The sequence below is a fragment of the Bacillus sp. FJAT-27245 genome (assembly GCF_001273955.1).
In the GTDB taxonomy this organism is placed as follows: domain Bacteria; phylum Bacillota; class Bacilli; order Bacillales; family Cytobacillaceae; genus Bacillus_D.
The window spans coordinates 454,168-470,631 of the sequence record NZ_LIGI01000001.1 but is presented as its reverse complement, the minus strand read 5'-3'; the positions used below and the strand labels follow the sequence as shown (position 1 = coordinate 470,631).

17 protein-coding genes and 1 riboswitch are annotated in these 16,464 nt (G+C 47.9%); of the genes, 8 read left to right on the top strand and 9 right to left on the bottom strand.

Going from position 1 to position 16,464, the window contains the following annotated elements; genetic code table 11:
• Positions 1-159: 159 nt before the first annotated feature.
• Positions 160-978: a YihY/virulence factor BrkB family protein gene (locus tag ADU24_RS02240; RefSeq protein ID WP_053368736.1), complete on the bottom strand. Its 819-nt coding sequence runs from the start codon at positions 976-978 to the stop codon at positions 160-162.
• 34 nt (positions 979-1,012) lie between these two features.
• Positions 1,013-1,453: a YtxH domain-containing protein gene (locus tag ADU24_RS02235; RefSeq protein ID WP_197277460.1), complete on the bottom strand. Its 441-nt coding sequence runs from the start codon at positions 1,451-1,453 to the stop codon at positions 1,013-1,015.
• 234 nt (positions 1,454-1,687) lie between these two features.
• Here ADU24_RS02235 and ADU24_RS02230 point away from each other — a divergent pair, with 234 nt between their 5' ends.
• The gene (locus ADU24_RS02230; protein WP_053365107.1) at positions 1,688-1,912 is read left to right on the top strand and encodes a DUF1128 domain-containing protein; all 225 of its coding nucleotides are present in this window, start codon (positions 1,688-1,690) and stop codon (positions 1,910-1,912) included.
• Between the two features lie 110 nt (positions 1,913-2,022).
• Here the strand turns inward: ADU24_RS02230 and map are convergent, their stop codons facing one another.
• Positions 2,023-2,772, bottom strand: a complete 750-nt coding sequence (gene map, locus ADU24_RS02225) for a type I methionyl aminopeptidase (protein WP_053365106.1) — start codon at positions 2,770-2,772, stop codon at positions 2,023-2,025.
• A gap of 255 nt (positions 2,773-3,027) precedes the next feature.
• A complete protein-coding gene (locus ADU24_RS02220) occupies positions 3,028-3,546 on the bottom strand; it encodes a type 1 glutamine amidotransferase domain-containing protein (RefSeq protein WP_053365105.1) in 519 nt (172 codons plus the stop codon).
• A 197-nt stretch (positions 3,547-3,743) separates the two neighbouring features.
• On the opposite strand from ADU24_RS02220, the gene ADU24_RS02215 reads away from it, so the two are divergent.
• Positions 3,744-4,076, top strand: coding sequence for a helix-turn-helix domain-containing protein (locus tag ADU24_RS02215; RefSeq protein WP_053365104.1), 333 nt, complete (start codon positions 3,744-3,746; stop codon positions 4,074-4,076).
• Between the two features lie 53 nt (positions 4,077-4,129).
• On the opposite strand, the gene sinI is transcribed toward ADU24_RS02215, so the two are convergent.
• Positions 4,130-4,267, bottom strand: a complete 138-nt coding sequence (gene sinI, locus ADU24_RS22875) for a DNA-binding anti-repressor SinI (RefSeq protein ID WP_156324493.1) — start codon at positions 4,265-4,267, stop codon at positions 4,130-4,132.
• Between the two features lie 30 nt (positions 4,268-4,297).
• Positions 4,298-4,385: riboswitch (cyclic di-GMP riboswitch) on the bottom strand.
• Positions 4,386-4,806: 421 nt separating this feature from the next.
• Between sinI and ADU24_RS22870 the strand changes: the two genes are divergently transcribed.
• Entirely contained in the window at positions 4,807-4,974 is a 168-nt protein-coding gene (locus ADU24_RS22870; protein WP_156324492.1) for a hypothetical protein, read from the top strand.
• 43 nt (positions 4,975-5,017) lie between these two features.
• Here ADU24_RS22870 and ADU24_RS02205 read toward each other — a convergent pair whose 3' ends face one another.
• The gene (locus tag ADU24_RS02205) at positions 5,018-5,392 is read right to left on the bottom strand and encodes a J-domain-containing protein (protein ID WP_053365102.1); all 375 of its coding nucleotides are present in this window, start codon (positions 5,390-5,392) and stop codon (positions 5,018-5,020) included.
• 178 nt (positions 5,393-5,570) lie between these two features.
• Between ADU24_RS02205 and ADU24_RS23250 the strand changes: the two genes are divergently transcribed.
• Positions 5,571-5,744, top strand: a complete 174-nt coding sequence (locus tag ADU24_RS23250) for a hypothetical protein (protein ID WP_197277459.1) — start codon at positions 5,571-5,573, stop codon at positions 5,742-5,744.
• 88 nt (positions 5,745-5,832) lie between these two features.
• Here ADU24_RS23250 and hutH read toward each other — a convergent pair whose 3' ends face one another.
• Positions 5,833-7,350 carry a histidine ammonia-lyase gene (hutH, locus tag ADU24_RS02200; protein ID WP_053365101.1) on the bottom strand — a complete coding sequence of 506 codons (1,518 nt, stop codon included), beginning with the start codon at positions 7,348-7,350 and terminating at the stop codon, positions 5,833-5,835.
• A gap of 310 nt (positions 7,351-7,660) precedes the next feature.
• Here hutH and ADU24_RS02195 point away from each other — a divergent pair, with 310 nt between their 5' ends.
• Complete coding sequence (locus ADU24_RS02195; protein ID WP_053368735.1) at positions 7,661-9,748, top strand: DNA topoisomerase III; 2,088 nt, start codon at positions 7,661-7,663, stop codon at positions 9,746-9,748.
• Between the two features lie 227 nt (positions 9,749-9,975).
• Here ADU24_RS02195 and ADU24_RS02190 read toward each other — a convergent pair whose 3' ends face one another.
• On the bottom strand, positions 9,976-10,335 hold the full coding sequence (locus ADU24_RS02190; RefSeq protein ID WP_053365100.1) for a YkvA family protein: 360 nt from the start codon (positions 10,333-10,335) through the stop codon (positions 9,976-9,978).
• 20 nt (positions 10,336-10,355) lie between these two features.
• Complete coding sequence (locus tag ADU24_RS02185) at positions 10,356-11,549, bottom strand: hypothetical protein (RefSeq protein WP_053365099.1); 1,194 nt, start codon at positions 11,547-11,549, stop codon at positions 10,356-10,358.
• Positions 11,550-11,717: 168 nt separating this feature from the next.
• On the opposite strand from ADU24_RS02185, the gene ADU24_RS02180 reads away from it, so the two are divergent.
• The 3 genes from ADU24_RS02180 to ADU24_RS02170 all read left to right on the top strand — a co-directional run bounded on the left by ADU24_RS02180 (position 11,718) and on the right by ADU24_RS02170 (position 16,293).
• Positions 11,718-12,986, top strand: coding sequence for an MDR family MFS transporter (locus ADU24_RS02180; protein ID WP_053365098.1), 1,269 nt, complete (start codon positions 11,718-11,720; stop codon positions 12,984-12,986).
• A gap of 15 nt (positions 12,987-13,001) precedes the next feature.
• The gene (locus tag ADU24_RS02175; protein ID WP_053365097.1) at positions 13,002-14,591 is read left to right on the top strand and encodes a M20/M25/M40 family metallo-hydrolase; all 1,590 of its coding nucleotides are present in this window, start codon (positions 13,002-13,004) and stop codon (positions 14,589-14,591) included.
• Positions 14,592-15,060: 469 nt separating this feature from the next.
• A complete protein-coding gene (locus ADU24_RS02170; protein ID WP_053365096.1) occupies positions 15,061-16,293 on the top strand; it encodes an aminopeptidase in 1,233 nt (410 codons plus the stop codon).
• The last annotated feature ends 171 nt before the right edge of the window (positions 16,294-16,464 follow it).

Below are 16,464 nucleotides of genomic sequence, written 5' to 3'. Positions count from 1 at the left end.
TTATTGCTAGAAAATTTCGAAGTTCATAGTGAGGGTCTGACCCCTACTATAAACATAGTGAAAATTCACTAGTGAATCCGCTGAAAGCAACCAATATATCGTAAACTCAAAAAAAATTGCCGCACCTTTTTTAAAAAGGCACGGCATTCTTCTCGGCTATTAGCACTTTTTCGCTTTTTCCGCATAGAATGCGTTGATTTCCCCGCCCAGAAGGATAATTAACCCGGTCAGGAAAAGCCAGATCATCAGGATAATGAATGCCCCGATGCTTCCGTACGTCGCGGTATAGTTGCCAAGATTATTGACATAGAACGAAAATAGAAGGGAAACAACCGTCCAGCCAACCGTTGCAAAAATCGCACCGGGTACCGCTGATTTGCATTTCATTTTTACGTTTGGCGCCATCCAGTAAAGGACGGTGAATATTCCGAAAAGGATCAGCGCGCTGACAATCCAGCGGATAGCGGCCCAGATTGCCAGGAACTGTTCACTAAGGCCGAATTGCGAAAACAAAAACAGCCCGATTGCTTTACCGAATACAGGGAGAGCCAACGCGACGATAAAGACCGTGATCATTCCAAAGGTAAAGAGGATTGCCATGCCTCGCGCCACAATAAAAGGGCGGCTCTCCTTTACGTTATAGGCTTTATTGAACGCGCGGACAAGTGCGTTGATTCCGTTTGAGGCGGACCAAATCGTACCGATGATCCCGATGGACAATAGCCCGCCGCTTCTTTTTTCCATTACACTCGCAAGGTTTTTCTCAATCAGGCCCATTGCCTCTTCCGGAGCGTACCGGCTGATCGCCCCAAGGATGTCATGATGGGGAATTGGCAAATATGGAAGAAGCGTAAACAGGAAAATCAGCAATGGGAACATGGAAAGGAGGAAATAGTAGGCCAATTGAGCCGCCAGTCCCGGCAGTTCATCCTCCTGGATCCGGTGCCAAAGCTGTTTAAAGATGTTCTTGCTGAACAAACGGCTGACGTTCTGGACTCTTTCCTCCACTGCCTCATGTGCCAACAGTATCAGCTTCCTTCAGGACTACTTCGCTTAATACCGGCTCGTTGCCATCGCTGTCGGGTTTCACTCCGCCTGCCATGGCCGAAACAGTTTCGGGAATATCGCTGTCTTCTTTTTTCACGAAGGCTTCCTTTGTTTCCTTCAAGATTCCAACAAGCTGTGGTGTTGTGCCGCGCAACTCATCCACTTTTCCCGCGATATAAACAATGTCATCGTTCATTTGTTCAACAGTGGCTTGGATTTTTTTTGCGGCATCACGGATTGATGTCGTGATTTCCTGGGGATTTTTCACGACATACATTAGGTTGCCGGATGTTTTTTTTGCTCCTTCAACAACGGCTGTACGCGTTTCCTTGTTAAAAAGGCTGAGAGCCCCGCCAGCCAGTGCCCCCAAGGCGACTGCCTTCCAAAACTTGCTCGTACCTGCCATAAAAAATCTCTCCTTCTTCTGCGCATTATTCTAATAATTTTTATACATTTGATAAGTCCGTCCTGGCCGGATTCTTGGTACTATCCTTCCCGCTTTCAGAAACAGGCAAACATGGCGCCGCCTGCACGCCTACCGATGGAAATTCTTTTAATCGTTTTTGCCTTCCTTCTGCTGTTGACATTTCCCACTTGCCATGGAAAGATGAAACTACGAAAACCAGGAAGGGTGGATAAGATGGACTTATCGAAAAAATCGACTGAAAACGTTGAGTATATGATCGAAAAAATAAAGGACAAGCTTAAAGTTATGAACCTGGGAGCAATCAAACCCTCCCACTTTGATGAAAATATGTATGAAGAACTCACAGAAATCTATGAAATGGTCATGCGGAAAAACTCCTTTTCCACAAGCGAAATGCAAGCACTCGCCGAAGAACTTGGCAACCTCCGCAAACAATAATATGTAAAAGGAATGGCGCTTCCAAACGAGGCGCCATTTTTAGTTAATTGAGGTGCCTGGCACCCGACTGGGACGGAAAATGTCCCACTATGGTGCCTGGCGCCCTATTTTCACTCCTGGTTTGTGAGGATGAGTGGACCGTCTTTGGTGATGGCTATGGTGTGTTCGTATTGGGCGGAGTAGGTGCCGTCTACGGTTCTTGCTGTCCAGCCGTTTAGGTCCATTTTGGTTGCCCATGCGCCGATGTTGACCATTGGTTCGATGGTGAAGACCATGCCTTCTTTTAATCTGGCGCCTTTGCCTGGCAGTCCGAAGTGTGGTACATCGGGTTTTTCATGGATGACGGATCCGATGCCGTGGCCGATAAAATCGCGGACGACCGAGAACCCTTCCCCTTCGACATATTGCTGGATGGCATGGCCGATGTCGCCGATTCTCGCTCCGATGACGGACTGTTCGATTCCTTTATAAAGCGATTCCTTCGTTACGTCCAAAAGCCTTTGGACTTCATCGCTTACCTTGCCTACAGGGTACGTCCAGGCAGAATCGGCAAGCGCCCCGTTCAGGTTGACGACCATATCCACTGTGACTATATCGCCTTCCTTGAGCGGCTCCTTTCGCGGGAACCCATGGCATACTTCGTCATTGATGCTCGCGCATGTGGCATATTCATATCCCCGGTAGCCTTTCTGCTCCGGAGTGGCTCCATGTTTTTTCAAAAACTCTTCCGTAAATTGGTCAATCTCCCATGTTGTTATGCCTGGTTTGATTATGCCGGCCAACTCTTTATGGCAGGCAGCCAGAACCTCTCCTGCCTTTTTCATCATGGCGATTTCCCTTGGTGATTTGAGGACTATCATGTTTTTCCCGCCTTTTTGCAAATTTCATTTTCTCGTTTACTATATGCTCTCACGATAAAATGCTCTCATACTTATAGTATCTCTCTTTTCCTGTTTTTCAAAGCGGCTTGTTTACTAGCCGGACCTAAAATTACACAAGTCCCCTGCAACAGGAACATGCCGTTATACCGTACTTGCCAGCTTTCCCTTTGCAAGCAAAAAGGCTGTGCCGCACTTGGCCGGCTACAGCCCTAGATATAAAGGGATTGTATTTTATTATGCTTCCAGTAATTTAGTGGATTCTCGAATAAAGGCCGGAATATCATCAGGGGTACGGCTTGTGACGAGCTGGCCGCCGCAGACAACAACTTCTTCATCCTTATAGGTTGCCCCGGCGTTTTCCAAATCAACCTTTATGGATTTGTAGCCGGTTACATTTCGGCCGTCAAGGGCCTTGGCAGTAATGAGCAGCTGCGGCCCGTGGCAAATGGCGAAAACAGGCTTGTTTTCGTCCATGAAATGCTTGGAGAATTGAACAAATCGGTCATCAGCGCGAAGAATGTCGGGCGAGAAGCCACCAGGTAAAAAGAGGGCGTCATACTCGTCCGGTTTCACCTCACCAATAGTGTAATCGATTGTGATTGTTGCTTCACCCTGCTTCCCTTTGACTTCCTTCCCTTTTTCGTTCCCGATTGTAAGAACTTCATGTCCGCTTTCGACATAGGCTTTTGCCGGCTCTGTGAATTCGGAGTCCTCAAACATCGATGTAATCAGGCAGGCGATTTTCTTGGCCATTGCAAGCAGCTCCTTCTCTTGATTTTCAACAATTGCCCGTTATTCTCATTCCCTTCGACATTCCTAATAAAACCTCAACCCGTCTCTCCGGGCGGAAAGTCGGATTTTTCGGTTAATCGGTTTCATTGCTATGGTACTTTTATTCCCAATTTGTTATCATGAATGAAAGATATATATTCCAAGGTGTGTGAACGTTGATGATTGGTGATCGCGTCAAGAAGATTCGTTTGGAAAGAAAAATGTCGTTATCAGAGCTGGCCGAGCAGGCAGGGGTGGCAAAATCGTATATTAGCTCCCTTGAGCGGAATTTACAGCGGAATCCGTCCATTCAGTTCCTTGAAAAAATTTCGGCGGTGCTGAATGTTCCTGTCGACCACCTCATCCACGATGCGGCAGACCAGGGAGAGTTGGACAGCGATTGGCTGAATCTGGTTAAAGAGGCGATGGAATCGGGAGTATCAAAGGATCAGTTCCGGGATTTCCTCGAGTTTAATAAATGGCGTTTGAACCAGAATAATGATCAAAAATAGCAAAAACAATCCAATGGGAATTCCCATTGGATTGTTTTTTTGCACCGAAACTGTTATTTCAGTGCCGCTTTTTCGCTCCTGCTCAAAAAATCCCTGACCAAGTCCGATTCGAGGCCTATCTCTTTAGCCTCCATGATAAGTGCGATCCACTCCTGATCCAGTCCCTCAAATCCTCTTTCTTTAACTAGCACTTTCTCACCCCTAAAATACGATTTCGTATTCCAGGCAGCCCAGCCGTCATTGCAATTATCATGCAGAAGACCTGAAGCTTTGCGTCCCGCCTTTTCAAGCGGTTTGCCTTTTTCTGTTGTACCCAAGAGCTCCATGACACTACTAATGTTATTAACATGGACACATACTTAAGTAGTAGTTCTACGTCTATTATAGATAGTTCTTTTGGGGGAGGTTGTTGCATTTTGTCTGCTAAAAACCATATAATACCAATAAATTCATACAAAAATCTACACTAAATCTTCGGAAAAATCACAATCATTTCTCCTTTTCTGACCGGGCTTGAAAAGGAGTTGGGAAATTGTCGAATGAATGGGGAATAAAGAGTACGTCTGTAGCAACTTTCTTTCGGAATTAAACGAATTGTGCCGATTCTTTTATAAAAAAAATGTTGAATAAAAATTATGAAAACTTTTTGAATTTTCAACAAAATCCAAATATAATATTAACAACATGAAAACAAGGAAAATGAAGGAGTTTTTATGGGGGAGGGATTGAATTGACCGTTATCCATGTATTAAATTATACAATCCCGATAGCATTTATGATATTCTTTGGCTTTTTGCTAGATCGGATGTGCAGGCCAGACCAGGCATCGGAGGAAACACACGTCCCTGGCCAGGAACAGGCTTGTGAGAAACCAATTGAAATTCGAAACGGGGTATAGAAATGGGGGGCCGCCTGTATTGGACGGTCCCCTTTATTTATCGCTATGTTAGCTTATTTATGACTTTATCCCCGTAGTTTTTAAAAACGGAGGAGTTTGTTTTGGCGCCCCGTTTAGCCATCATGCTATTGTACCTGAGAAGCTTCTGATTAAGCTTCTTTTGCATGGAAGCTCGCTCTGCATCATCCGTACATTGGGCTATCATGCTTTCAAGTGTGACCATTTCCTGGCGCAGTGTTTTTGCTTCTTCCGTATACCCGCCATTTTTTAGAATGCGGTAAGCCATGCGCAATTCATCTGGGATTCCCGCCAGTTCATCCGGCGGAAGCGGTTTTCCAAAGCCCGGCAAATTTTCGAACTCACCGTTATCGTATGCCTTTTTAATCCGGTCTTCCGAGATAATTTGAAAAAAGTCCACCCTGTTTCCTCCTCAATGGGATTATTTCTGGCTGCACATGCTGTTAACCTAATTATACCACTTTGCCACTATACACATGGGGTAATTCCTTCTGCAATGGGACGTTTCTTTTCATAAATAGGCAGTTACCGGGGAAACTAACCTCGACAGCCAGCAGATATGAGAAAGGAGTGCCAGTATGGGCCGCGGCAAAGAATTTGATCATAAAAAGAAAGGACATCCCGGGGAGTTCCCGAAGGATAGCCTGACTGAAAAGCACGTAAAGGAAGCAATTGGCGATGAGGAATTCCTCGTTGTCAGGGAAGCATTCAAAAACCGGGTCGAACGCGGGGACGGAAACAGGTTCCATTAAGAGACGCAGGCATAATCTTTTTTGAAATAAGATAAAAGCGGTTCTGCCATTCGTTGGCGGAACCGCTTTTTGATTCTTCCGGCATTCCTTACACTTGCTCCTCTTTTGGCAACAGGACCGTGGCAGGCTCCTTTTGCTTGAGCCAGCTTGCTGCGGCTTCGATGTCTTTTGAAAATACCCGGTCATGGGTGATGCTTGGGACGACTCCCCTTGCTTCCTCATACATTTGGCGTGTTGCTGCGGACAGCTTTTCCGGACCGCGGAATTCAGCCGCCTGTAGCGCACAAATGAGTTCGATTGCCAGGACCCTTCTTGCATTTTGGATGATTTGCCAAGCGTGGCGGGCGGCAATTGTCCCCATTGAAACATGGTCCTCCTGGTTCGCGGATGACGGAATTGAATCAACGCTTGCCGGATGGGCCAGGGTTTTATTTTCCGAAACGAGCGAAGCCGCGGCGTATTGCATAATCATCGCCCCTGACTGCAGGCCGGGTTCCGGACTCAGGAACGGCGGCAAGTCATTCAGCTGCGGATTCACGAGGCGCTCAATACGGCGTTCGGATATATTCGCAAGTTCCGCAACCGCGATTTTCATAAAATCCATCGCGAACGCGACCGGCTGGCCATGGAAATTCCCGCCTGAGACGATCATCTCGCCATCATGGAAAATAAGCGGGTTGTCAGTCGCCGCATTCAGCTCAATTTCGAGCTTTTCCCGTACATAATCAAGCGCCTGCCAGGATGCCCCGTGAACCTGCGGAATGCAACGGAGGCTGTATGCATCCTGGACACGCAGTTCCCCCTGCTTCGTTGTTAACTGGCTGTCGTGCAGATATTGCCGAATTCTTGCGGCTGTTTCGATTTGCTGTACATATCCCCTCGCCTGATGAATTTCATCGGCGAATGCATCAATGATTCCGTTCAGCCCTTCAATCGTCAGGCTGGCTATCAGTTCGCTTTGGAAAGCAAGCTGCGCGGCTTCAAGATAGCCCACCGCTCCCATCGCTGTCATCGCCTGTGTTCCATTAATAAGGGCAAGCCCCTCTTTTGCCTCGAGCGTGATTGGCATAATCCCTTCCTGCTTAAGCGCGGCGGCCGCGTCCATGCGTATTCCTTTGTAAAAGACCTCTCCCTCCCCAATCAGGACAAGCGCCAAGTGGGATAACGGTGCAAGGTCCCCACTCGCGCCCAGCGATCCCTGTTGCGGAATGACCGGGTTGATATCGGCATTCACCAGATCGAGCAGCCTTTCAATCACGACCGGACGCACACCCGAGAACCCTTTCAGCAATGCGTTTGCCCTTAACAAGACCATCGCTTTCGAGACAACCTCAGGGAATGGATCGCCAATACCGCATGCATGGGAACGAATCAAGTTCAACTGCAGGTCGCCAACATGGGCAGCGTCGATCAGCACATCGCTAAATTTTCCAAAACCTGTGTTGATTCCATAAACGACCTTCTTCTCGGCGACAATACGCTCGACTGCCTGCCTGCTTTTCGCTGTTTTCTCCATGCTTTCCTTTGATGCTGTTACATACGCACCATTGTAGAGAACTTCTTTTACCTCCGCGAGCGTCAATGTGTTTCCTGTTAATGTAACCATCATTCTCACCTCTACCAATTTAGCAGGTTAAAGAAAAAGGCTGGACGTCCAAACCGGTTAAGATTTGGTGTCCAGCCTTTTGTATATGCCTGCAAAATGTTTTATTTTCATTAGAATCGTCCTCTTTTTTCAGAAAATAACGATAATTACCTTTATTGTATGCCCTCGGCGTTCCCGTGTCAATGTAAATTTCCGTCTTGGACTAGCTTCCATCCGTCCTGTTTTTAAAAATCCCGCATTTTCCGGTATACTGGTAAAAGGCCAACCCGCTTGTCGGGAGAAGCAAGGCTGGACGAAAGGATTGAATGCTGTGAAATCATTGGTACTTGCCGAGAAACCGAGCGTTGGGCGCGAAATTGCCCGTGTGCTTGGGTGCAGGCAATCTTCGAAGAGTTATATTGAAGGCGATAAATACATTGTGACTTGGGCGCTGGGCCACCTGGTTGAATTGAAGATGCCTGAGCATTACGATACAAAATTCAAGAACTGGAATCTTGAGGACCTGCCAATCATCCCGGATAAAATGGGCATCAAGGTCATGAAGCAGACGAGCCACCAGTTCAAGGCAATTGAGAACCTTGCAAAACGGAAGGATGTCGGCGAAGTCATCATCGCGACGGACGCCGGGCGGGAAGGAGAATTGGTCGCGCGCTGGATTCTAGAGAAAATCAACTGGCGGAAGCCAATCAAACGCCTGTGGATTTCTTCACAGACGGACAAAGCAATCAAGGACGGGTTCCGCCACTTGAAACCCGGCTCTCAGTTTGAAAGCCTCTACCAATCTGCTGTCTGCCGTGCGGAAGCCGACTGGCTAATCGGCCTGAATGTGACGAGGGCCCTGACAACGAAATACCAGGATCCCCTTTCCGCCGGCCGCGTCCAGACGCCTACACTGGCGATGGTTCTGGAGCGCGAAGACCAGATTCAAAAGTTCCAGCCGAAGGAATACTGGACGATTTCCCTATCAGCCGGCCCACTGTCACTGGAATGGGAACAGAAAGGTGAAAAGCGCGTTTTCGATAAGGCGAGAGCCGAAGAAATTGTTGGCAAAGTAAAAAATGCCAAAGCCACTGTTGTGAAAATTGAACGGAAAACAAAATCCGAACCGCAGCCGCTTCCTTATGATTTAACCGAGCTTCAGCGGGACGCCAATAAGCGCTTCGGTTTTTCCGCAAAAAAAACGTTGAACACGATGCAGCGCCTGTACGAGCAATACAAATTGGTTACGTATCCTCGTACCGACTCCCGCTATCTCACAACGGATATGGAGGCGACGATGGCCGACCGCCTTGGCGCCGTTGCAGGTGCCTACAAGGAAGAGGCAAAGCCTGTTTTGGGTAAAAGCAGGGTCCTAGCCAAGCGTGTTTTCAACAATGCCAAGGTGACGGACCACCATGCGATTATCCCGACCGAGGAGCGCCCGAACCTATCCGAACTCGATACGGACGAGCGGAAAATTTACGACCTCATCGTCCGCCGCTTCCTCGCGCTCTTCTACCCCGCGTACGAGTACGAAACCATTTCGTTTGAAGTGGCGGCCGCCGGTGAAACATTCACAACCAGGGAAACTGTTACCATTGAACCTGGCTTTAAAAAAGTTCTCGGAAAAGAAGAAACCGTGCCTCTTAAGCCGGCAGTCGCAGCACTGAAGGAAGGCCAGGCACTGACCGTTTCCTCCGCGAACATTAACCAGAAATGGACCGAGCCGCCAGCCCGCTTCACCGAGTCCGATATTCTTGGGCAGATGGAAAAATTCGGCCTAGGCACCCCGGCTACACGCGCTGAAATCATCGAGCGGGTCGTCGAAACAGAAGTCGTCGAAAGGCAGAATGGCCGCCTCCACCCTACCCAAAAAGGCAAGCAGCTGATTCAGCTAGTCAACGATGACTTGAAATCACCGGAGCTGACCGCCAAATGGGAAGAGGAACTAGAGAAAATCGCGAAAGGAAAAGGCGATGCGAAAGCATTTGGCCGGAAAATCCGCGAGCAGACGAAACGGCTCGTTTCCGAAATCAAAACGAGCGAAAAATCGTACCGTCCGCCAAACCTGACAGGCTCAAAATGTCCGGAATGCGATTCCTTCCTGAAAGAGCGGAACACGAAGGAAGGCAAGATCCTTGTTTGCTCAAGCCTCGACTGCTCATACCGGAAGCGGAAGGATCCGAAGCTGTCAAACCGCCGCTGTCCGCAATGCCGCAAGAAGATGGAAATCCACAATGGCAAAGCCGGCACCTACTTCCAGTGCCGTCCATGCAATGTCGTTGAAAAGGCCGAAGAAAGGAAAAAAGCCGTCAACAAGCGCGAAGAGAAAAAGCTTGTCCAGAAATACACCCAAAAGGAAGATTTCGGCACAAGCCTCGGCGACCTGCTCAAAAAGGCGCTCGAGAAAGAAGACTAAATATTTTATGAAGACCGTTTTGGCTGGGTTTCCCTTTTAAATCGGTCTTCATGTTTTCAAATTTTATGATGAAGACCGTTTCGCTGAGCCTTTTTATGGGAAACGGTCTTCATTGCCATTATGAAGACCGTTTTGACCAGGTTTTCCCTTCCAAACGGTCTTCATGGCCTTTGTGAAGACCGTTTTGACCGGGTTTCCCCTTCGAAACGGTCTTCATTTCTCATTAATTACCAGAACATAGCCACTGCCCCTGCAATTCCCGCAACCCAAAGCAGGATGATTACGGCCGCTCCCGCCTTGCTGACCGGCCTTTTGGTATTTTCCGCCTTAATAGCTGCTTCCCGCCTAACTTCCCCCGGTATCAGTTTTAGGGCAATCCAGATTCCAATCGGCAGCAAGATGACGTCGTCAAGGTAACCGAGGACCGGGATGAAGTCGGGTATCAGGTCAATCGGGCTTAGGGCATAAGCAGCAACCATGGCCGCCACAAGCTTCGCATGCCATGGCATCCGTGGGTCTTGGACCGCGAAATAAAGGATCATAATCTGCTTTTTTAGCTGCCTTGCCCATTGCTTTATTTTTTGCATATTTACACTCCCGCCTATTCTTAGGTGTACAGGTAAAGAATATCTCCCTGTTTTCTGTAGGCTCCCTTAATTTCGCCAATGCCGTCAAAGATGAGCGATTCCTCCGTTTCAACGGGCACGGTATCCAAGATTAGATGCAACTCTTTCATATGACGATAATCCTTTTTTACAACCGCAACCACGGGCTGCTGAATGAGATATTCCTCTTGGCTGATGGCTACTTTCAGGTAATGTTTGTGCAGCAGCTTGTCCTCAAGGCGGATGATGTTCATCGGATCAATCCCTTTGGCTGTTAGTTCTCCGGATATGCACACCCGTGTTCCCCGCTTTTTATAAAATTCCTCAAAGACCTTTTCTCTTTCCGCAATTATCTCCCGGACGATGTTCCGGCTCTCCCCACTTATTGATAACTTTACATCGAGACGCCCAGACCCATGCCCTTTCAAGGCTTCTTTTAAAATAGTATACAAAGTTTTATCAGAGTCCAAAAAAGAGCCCTTCCAGTCAGGTGATACTTTATCGAGAATTAACGATAGAAAGATTCCCGTATAATAGCAACTTCTGCGCAGATGGAGAGAAGATTCATAAGGTTCAACTAGGAAGGCCGCATAGTCATCGAGAACTTTTCCAAAGGGAAGCGGGCTTACGAAGGATTTCGCCTTTGCCTCGATGTAAATGGCCGGCCCCTCAACCGTTTCAACCCTGTTTTCGTATTCGAGCGATTCCCCAATCATGTCCGCCCGTCTCTCTCTTAATGCTATAAATCGGTCCAAGTAGCCAAGCATTTCCTCAGGGCTGTCTGCCATGTACGCCTCATACAGAGCTATCCTTTCCTGGATCCTTGCCTCCACATTTTCCTCGATAACCGGGTACATAATTCCGAGAAGTTCATTCGGGAACCGTTTTTCCCCTTTTATATGTTGATACCCATGGAATAATTCGTGAACCAGGGTGGAAAACAATCCTTCATAATCGTTATGGAGTGACAGATTCGCTATCGCGGTTGGATGAATTACCGTTTCAGCCATAAATGAATCCGTTCGGGTTAACACGCGATATGGCTTTTCACCAGCGGCGGGGKAATTGGGATGATTGAAAAGATAAACGAGTTTCTCATCATAAACCGCACATGCTACATATTGAAATCCGGGCCACATTTCTTCCGGGTGGATTCTTATCATATCTTTGGCAATCCGGTCTATTAAACTGTTCATTAAGGTTCCCCCTTTTGTTTCCTTCAACTTCTATAGTTCGTTATTCTTCATGGGAAAACCTTTCAAATTCATACGGATATTATAACGGCTTTCTTCCTTGAAAATTCTTCCTTAAGGATAGTATGATAAAAAAGCTGCCCCTCAGTTAAAAAGAAATGGAGATTTACAATGAGACTTAAAGACTGGGATACAAATTTACGCATCCGTCTCGCTGCCGAGGCATCTTTTAATACAATGTTCTGGATGTTTTTTCCGTTTTTGGCGATTTATTTTTCCGAGGAATTTGGGAAAAGCAAGGCAGGGCTCCTGCTCGTCTTTTCGCAAGTATTCTCCGTTGCCGCCAACCTGATCGGAGGCTACTGTGCTGACCGGTTTGGGCGCAAAAAGATGATGGTCCTGGCTGCAGCCGGCCAGGGAGTGTCGTTTCTCGTTTTCGGGCTTGCCCAGACGCCATGGCTCGATTCCCCGATGCTCGGCTTTATTTGCTTTGCGTTCGCCGGGGTTTTCGGCTCGCTTTACTGGCCTGCCAGCCAGGCGATGGTCGCCGATCTCGTGCCCGAAAAAGACAGGAGTGAAGTATTTGCGGTGTTCTACACTTCGATTAATATATCAGTTGTCGTCGGGCCAATCCTCGGGTCAATCTTCTTCGTCCGCTATCCTTTCGAAGTGCTGCTAGTTTCAGGTTTCATAGGCATTCTGCTCTCTTTTGTCCTTTTAAAATGGATCCGGGAAACACTGCCACACAAAGTGGCTGCCGCCAATACCGGCGGTGGCGGCTGGTATTCGGCTATCATTGGCCAGTTCAAGGATTATCAGGTTATCTTTGCGGATAAAATTTTCCTTCTATTCATCATCGCCGGGATAGTCGTTTCACAGACGTTCATGCAGCTGGATTTGCTGTTCCCTGTTTACATGAAGGAATTCGTCGGAACCCAGACAGTATTTAGCATGGGGGACTGGAACTTCAGGGTGAACGGAGAGCAGGCTTTTGGCCTTGTCCTCTCTGAAAACGGCTTGCTCGTCGCTCTATTTACGGTCGTTGTGACAAGATGGATGGCAAAATACAAAGAACAGAATGTATTTATCACCTCGTCAATTTTGTTTGCGATATCGATTTTCCTCTTTGGACAAACAGTTTGGGTTTGGGGACTCATTTTTGCAATGGTGATTTTCACCCTAGGGGAGCTCGCAACTGCTGGCATCCAGCAAGGATTTGTATCAAAGCTGGCTCCTGAACACCTCCGCGGGCAGTATTTTGCCGCGGCAAGCCTTCGCTATACAATCGGCAGGACAATCGCACCCCTTTCAATTCCGTTAACCGAGTGGATCGGTTTTGATTGGACATTCATTACGCTTTGCGCCCTGTCGCTTTTGAGCGCGGTGCTGTACTGGATGACCTTCAGGAGATATGATAGGCAAAAAGCGGCTATAGCCTAAAAGGAGGGCCAGGAAATGGTTTGGCAAACAAAGCCACAATTAATGGAATTATTGGCGCGACTCGTCAGTATCCCCAGCGTTACCGGGACTGAAACGGAGGCGATTTTCCCGGATCTGCTGGCGCATGAGCTGAAAAAGCTCCCCTACTTCCAGGAGAATGGCCATCACCTAAACGTGCACAACTCTCCAGACGGCTCTTACCTGGCTGCCTTCGTGGAAAAGAAGGGTACCCGGAAGACAATCGTGATGATCAGCCACTTTGATGTCGTCGGAACCGACGATTATGGACAACTGAAAGAATATGCATTCAATCTGGATAAACTGACAGAGGTATATCACAATAATCCCGGCCTGCTCCCAGGCGTTTTTCGCGAGGAGTTCGAGTCCGGCGATTGGGTTTTCGGCCGCGGTTCAATGGATATGAAAGCCGGCATCGTCGCCCAACTATCCCTTTTGGAAAAGGCCGCGGAAGGCAAGGTTGACGGGAATCTCTTATTCGTTACCGTCTCGGATGAGGAGGTCAGCTCGAAAGGAATGCTGAAGGCCATTGATGAAATTCTCCGCCTAAAAGAGGAACTAGGGCTCGAATACATCCTGTGCCTGAATTCCGAACCATCGTTTAAGGAGCACCCTCATGACACGAACAAGTACATGTATACCGGAACGATTGGAAAAATGATGCCGAGCTTTTTGTGCACCGGCCAGGAAACGCATGTCGGGGAGCCATTTGCCGGCCTGAACGCTTCACTCATGGCGGCTGCACTGACGATGGAATTTGAATTGAACAGCAGTTTTGCGGAGACCATTGGCGAAGAAAAAACCCCTGCCTTAACGAGCTTGATGATGAGGGATTTAAAGGCGGGATACAATGTGCAGACGCCAACCGCGGCCGTGTTAATGTTCAACCTTTTGTATATGGAAAAAAAGCCTGGGGAACTGGTTGACGGGATTTTGTCGGCAACCCGGAAAGCAGCCGCCAGGATTGCGGAGCATTACCTGGTTAAAGCAGAAGAAGCAGGGGTGAAGGGATTGCCCTTTGAGATTGGGGTTTATACATGGGAGGAGCTGTACGCGAAGGTTGTTGATTCAATTGGTATTGAAGCCGCAAAGGATTTAATCGTTTCCGCATTGGCAGCCGCAGCTGGAGAGGATGAACGCGGAAAAACGCTTCGAATTGTTCAGGAATTTTCCGCGTTTGTGGATACAAAGCCGTTTATCGTGTTTTATTTCAGTCCCCCTTTCTATCCGGCCGTTTCATCCAGGGGTTCCGGATTCGTCCAGTCACTTGCTTCTTTTATAAAAAAGGAGAATGGCCAAATTATCGAGCGGAACTTTTTTCCGGGCCTTTGCGATTTAAGCTTTGCCGCATCCTCCATTTCGGATAAGGACATCAAGCTGCTGACAGGCAATATGCCTCTCTACGGCAATGGCTATACGATTCCTTTCGATTCAATCGAGAAACTCGATATGCCGGTTTTCAACCTTGGTCCATATGGAGCCGACCCACACCAGAAAACCGAACGGCTCGAACTCGACTTCTCGTTAACAACTCTCCCGGCACTACTCGAAAAACTTGTCCAGCAGGCCTTTCGGCTATCCCAGTGAATCAGGGGACGTATCTTCTGCTTCATTTAGACAATCGGATCTTCGGTTGCCTATTTTATTTACTTATCCCCATTTTTTCCCATTAATTAGCTGCCGTGATAAGAAATACTCGCGTTTTTTGTCAATATTATTTTGTGAAAACTTGATGAACTTTTAATTGAATTGTTTGAAAAATGAGCGTATACTTCAGGTAAATACATATTAAACCATGTTGGGATGGTGGTAATGATGGATTGGATGTCTCCTACCTCCTTGTCTGGGATTATCGCATTCGCATCGCTGTTTTCCTGGGGGATTTACTTAAATATTAAATTATACAATGATATCGAGCAGTAGGCCGGAGCCTGCTGCTTTTTGTTTCCGCCTTTTCCGGACCAAACTTTTTGATAAATTCGCGTGTATATTATTTCTTTTTTTTCCAAATAAGAGATAAACTGAGGAGGACGAAACAGGAAGAGAGGTACATACGATGAGTGATTTTCAAACAAGATTGGAAAAGTATGCGGAGCTTGCAGTTAAGGTTGGGGTCAATGTCCAGCCAGGCCAGACGCTGGTCATCAATGCGACGCTTGACGCAGCTGAGTTTGTCAGAGTCGCAGCCAGGAAAGCATACGAAGTGGGTGCTTACAACGTCGTCGTCAACTGGACGGATGACACCGTTTCCCGCCTGAAGTATGAGCTTGCACCAGATGAAGCATTCAATGAATTCCCTAAATGGAGGGCCAAGGAAACCGAGGATCTGGCCGAAAATGGCGCGGCTTTCATGTCGATCGTTTCTTCATCCCCGGACCTTCTGAAAGGAATACAGTCGCAACGCATATCCAACTTCCAGAAAGCGGCTGGTACCGCACTTGCGAATTACCGCCGGATGATTCAGTCCGATAAGGTTAGCTGGACGGTTATCGCTGTCCCATCCGCTCAATGGGCGGCCAAAGTATTCCCGGACGTTTCGGAATCCGAGCAGGTCGATAAGCTTTGGGATGCTATTTTCAAGGCTGTCCGCGTCGACTCGGAAAACCCGGTCCAGGCGTGGAAGCAGCATGACGAGACCCTTCATGAAAAGGTCCACATCCTTAACGACAAGCGATTTAAATTCCTTCACTACAAAGCTCCCGGAACCGATTTAACGATCGAACTTCCAAAGGACCATCTTTGGGTAGGCGCCGGCAGCATCAATGAAAAGGGTTTTGAATTCATGGCCAATATGCCGACAGAGGAAGTATTCACCGTTCCGCTGAAAACCGGCGTAAACGGCGTTGTTTCTAGCACAAAACCGCTCAGCTATGGCGGCAACATTATTGACAGGTTCAGCCTGACGTTCCAGAACGGCCGCATTGTCGATGTAAAAGCCGAAGAAGGCGAAGAAATTCTGAAGAAGCTCGTCGAAACCGATGAAGGATCCCATTACCTCGGTGAAGTCGCGCTCGTTCCTTTCGACTCGCCAATTTCGCAATCAAATGTATTGTTCTTCAACACACTTTTCGACGAGAACGCGTCAAACCACCTGGCAATCGGCAGCGCGTATGCCTTCTGCATTAAAGGCGGCAAAACGATGAATGCCGAGCAGCTTGCCGAAGCCGGCTTGAATGAGAGCATCACCCATGTCGACTTCATGATTGGCTCCGCCGAAATGGACATCGACGGGGTCACCGAAGACGGCAAATCGGAACCAGTCTTCCGCGGCGGAAACTGGGCGATTTAACTTATTAATCAAACGTTTGATTGAAAAATCATGTCACTTTAATCCAACATTCGTTTGGATTAGCAAGCGGGGTTTTCGAAAACCCCGCTTGTTTTTTTTTGAAAATAACCGGCCAACGCCACTTATTCCCAGGTCAAACCCACTCCCTTTCACGCACAAGGCAGTGACAAC

Bases quoted from the DNA above. Each gene is read 5' to 3' on its own strand.
- ADU24_RS02235 (WP_197277460.1), bottom strand. From the start codon at position 1,453: ATGGCAGGTACGAGCAAGTTTTGGAAGGCAGTCGCCTTGGGGGCACTG.
- ADU24_RS02230 (WP_053365107.1), top strand. From the start codon at position 1,688: ATGGACTTATCGAAAAAATCGACTGAAAACGTTGAGTATATGATCGAA.
- map (WP_053365106.1), bottom strand. From the start codon at position 2,772: ATGATAGTCCTCAAATCACCAAGGGAAATCGCCATGATGAAAAAGGCA.
- ADU24_RS02220 (WP_053365105.1), bottom strand. From the start codon at position 3,546: ATGGCCAAGAAAATCGCCTGCCTGATTACATCGATGTTTGAGGACTCC.
- ADU24_RS02215 (WP_053365104.1), top strand. From the start codon at position 3,744: ATGATTGGTGATCGCGTCAAGAAGATTCGTTTGGAAAGAAAAATGTCG.
- ADU24_RS23250 (WP_197277459.1), top strand. From the start codon at position 5,571: ATGGGCCGCGGCAAAGAATTTGATCATAAAAAGAAAGGACATCCCGGG.
- hutH (WP_053365101.1), bottom strand. From the start codon at position 7,350: ATGGTTACATTAACAGGAAACACATTGACGCTCGCGGAGGTAAAAGAA.
- ADU24_RS02190 (WP_053365100.1), bottom strand. From the start codon at position 10,335: ATGCAAAAAATAAAGCAATGGGCAAGGCAGCTAAAAAAGCAGATTATG.
- ADU24_RS02180 (WP_053365098.1), top strand. From the start codon at position 11,718: ATGAGACTTAAAGACTGGGATACAAATTTACGCATCCGTCTCGCTGCC.
- ADU24_RS02175 (WP_053365097.1), top strand. From the start codon at position 13,002: ATGGTTTGGCAAACAAAGCCACAATTAATGGAATTATTGGCGCGACTC.
- ADU24_RS02170 (WP_053365096.1), top strand. From the start codon at position 15,061: ATGAGTGATTTTCAAACAAGATTGGAAAAGTATGCGGAGCTTGCAGTT.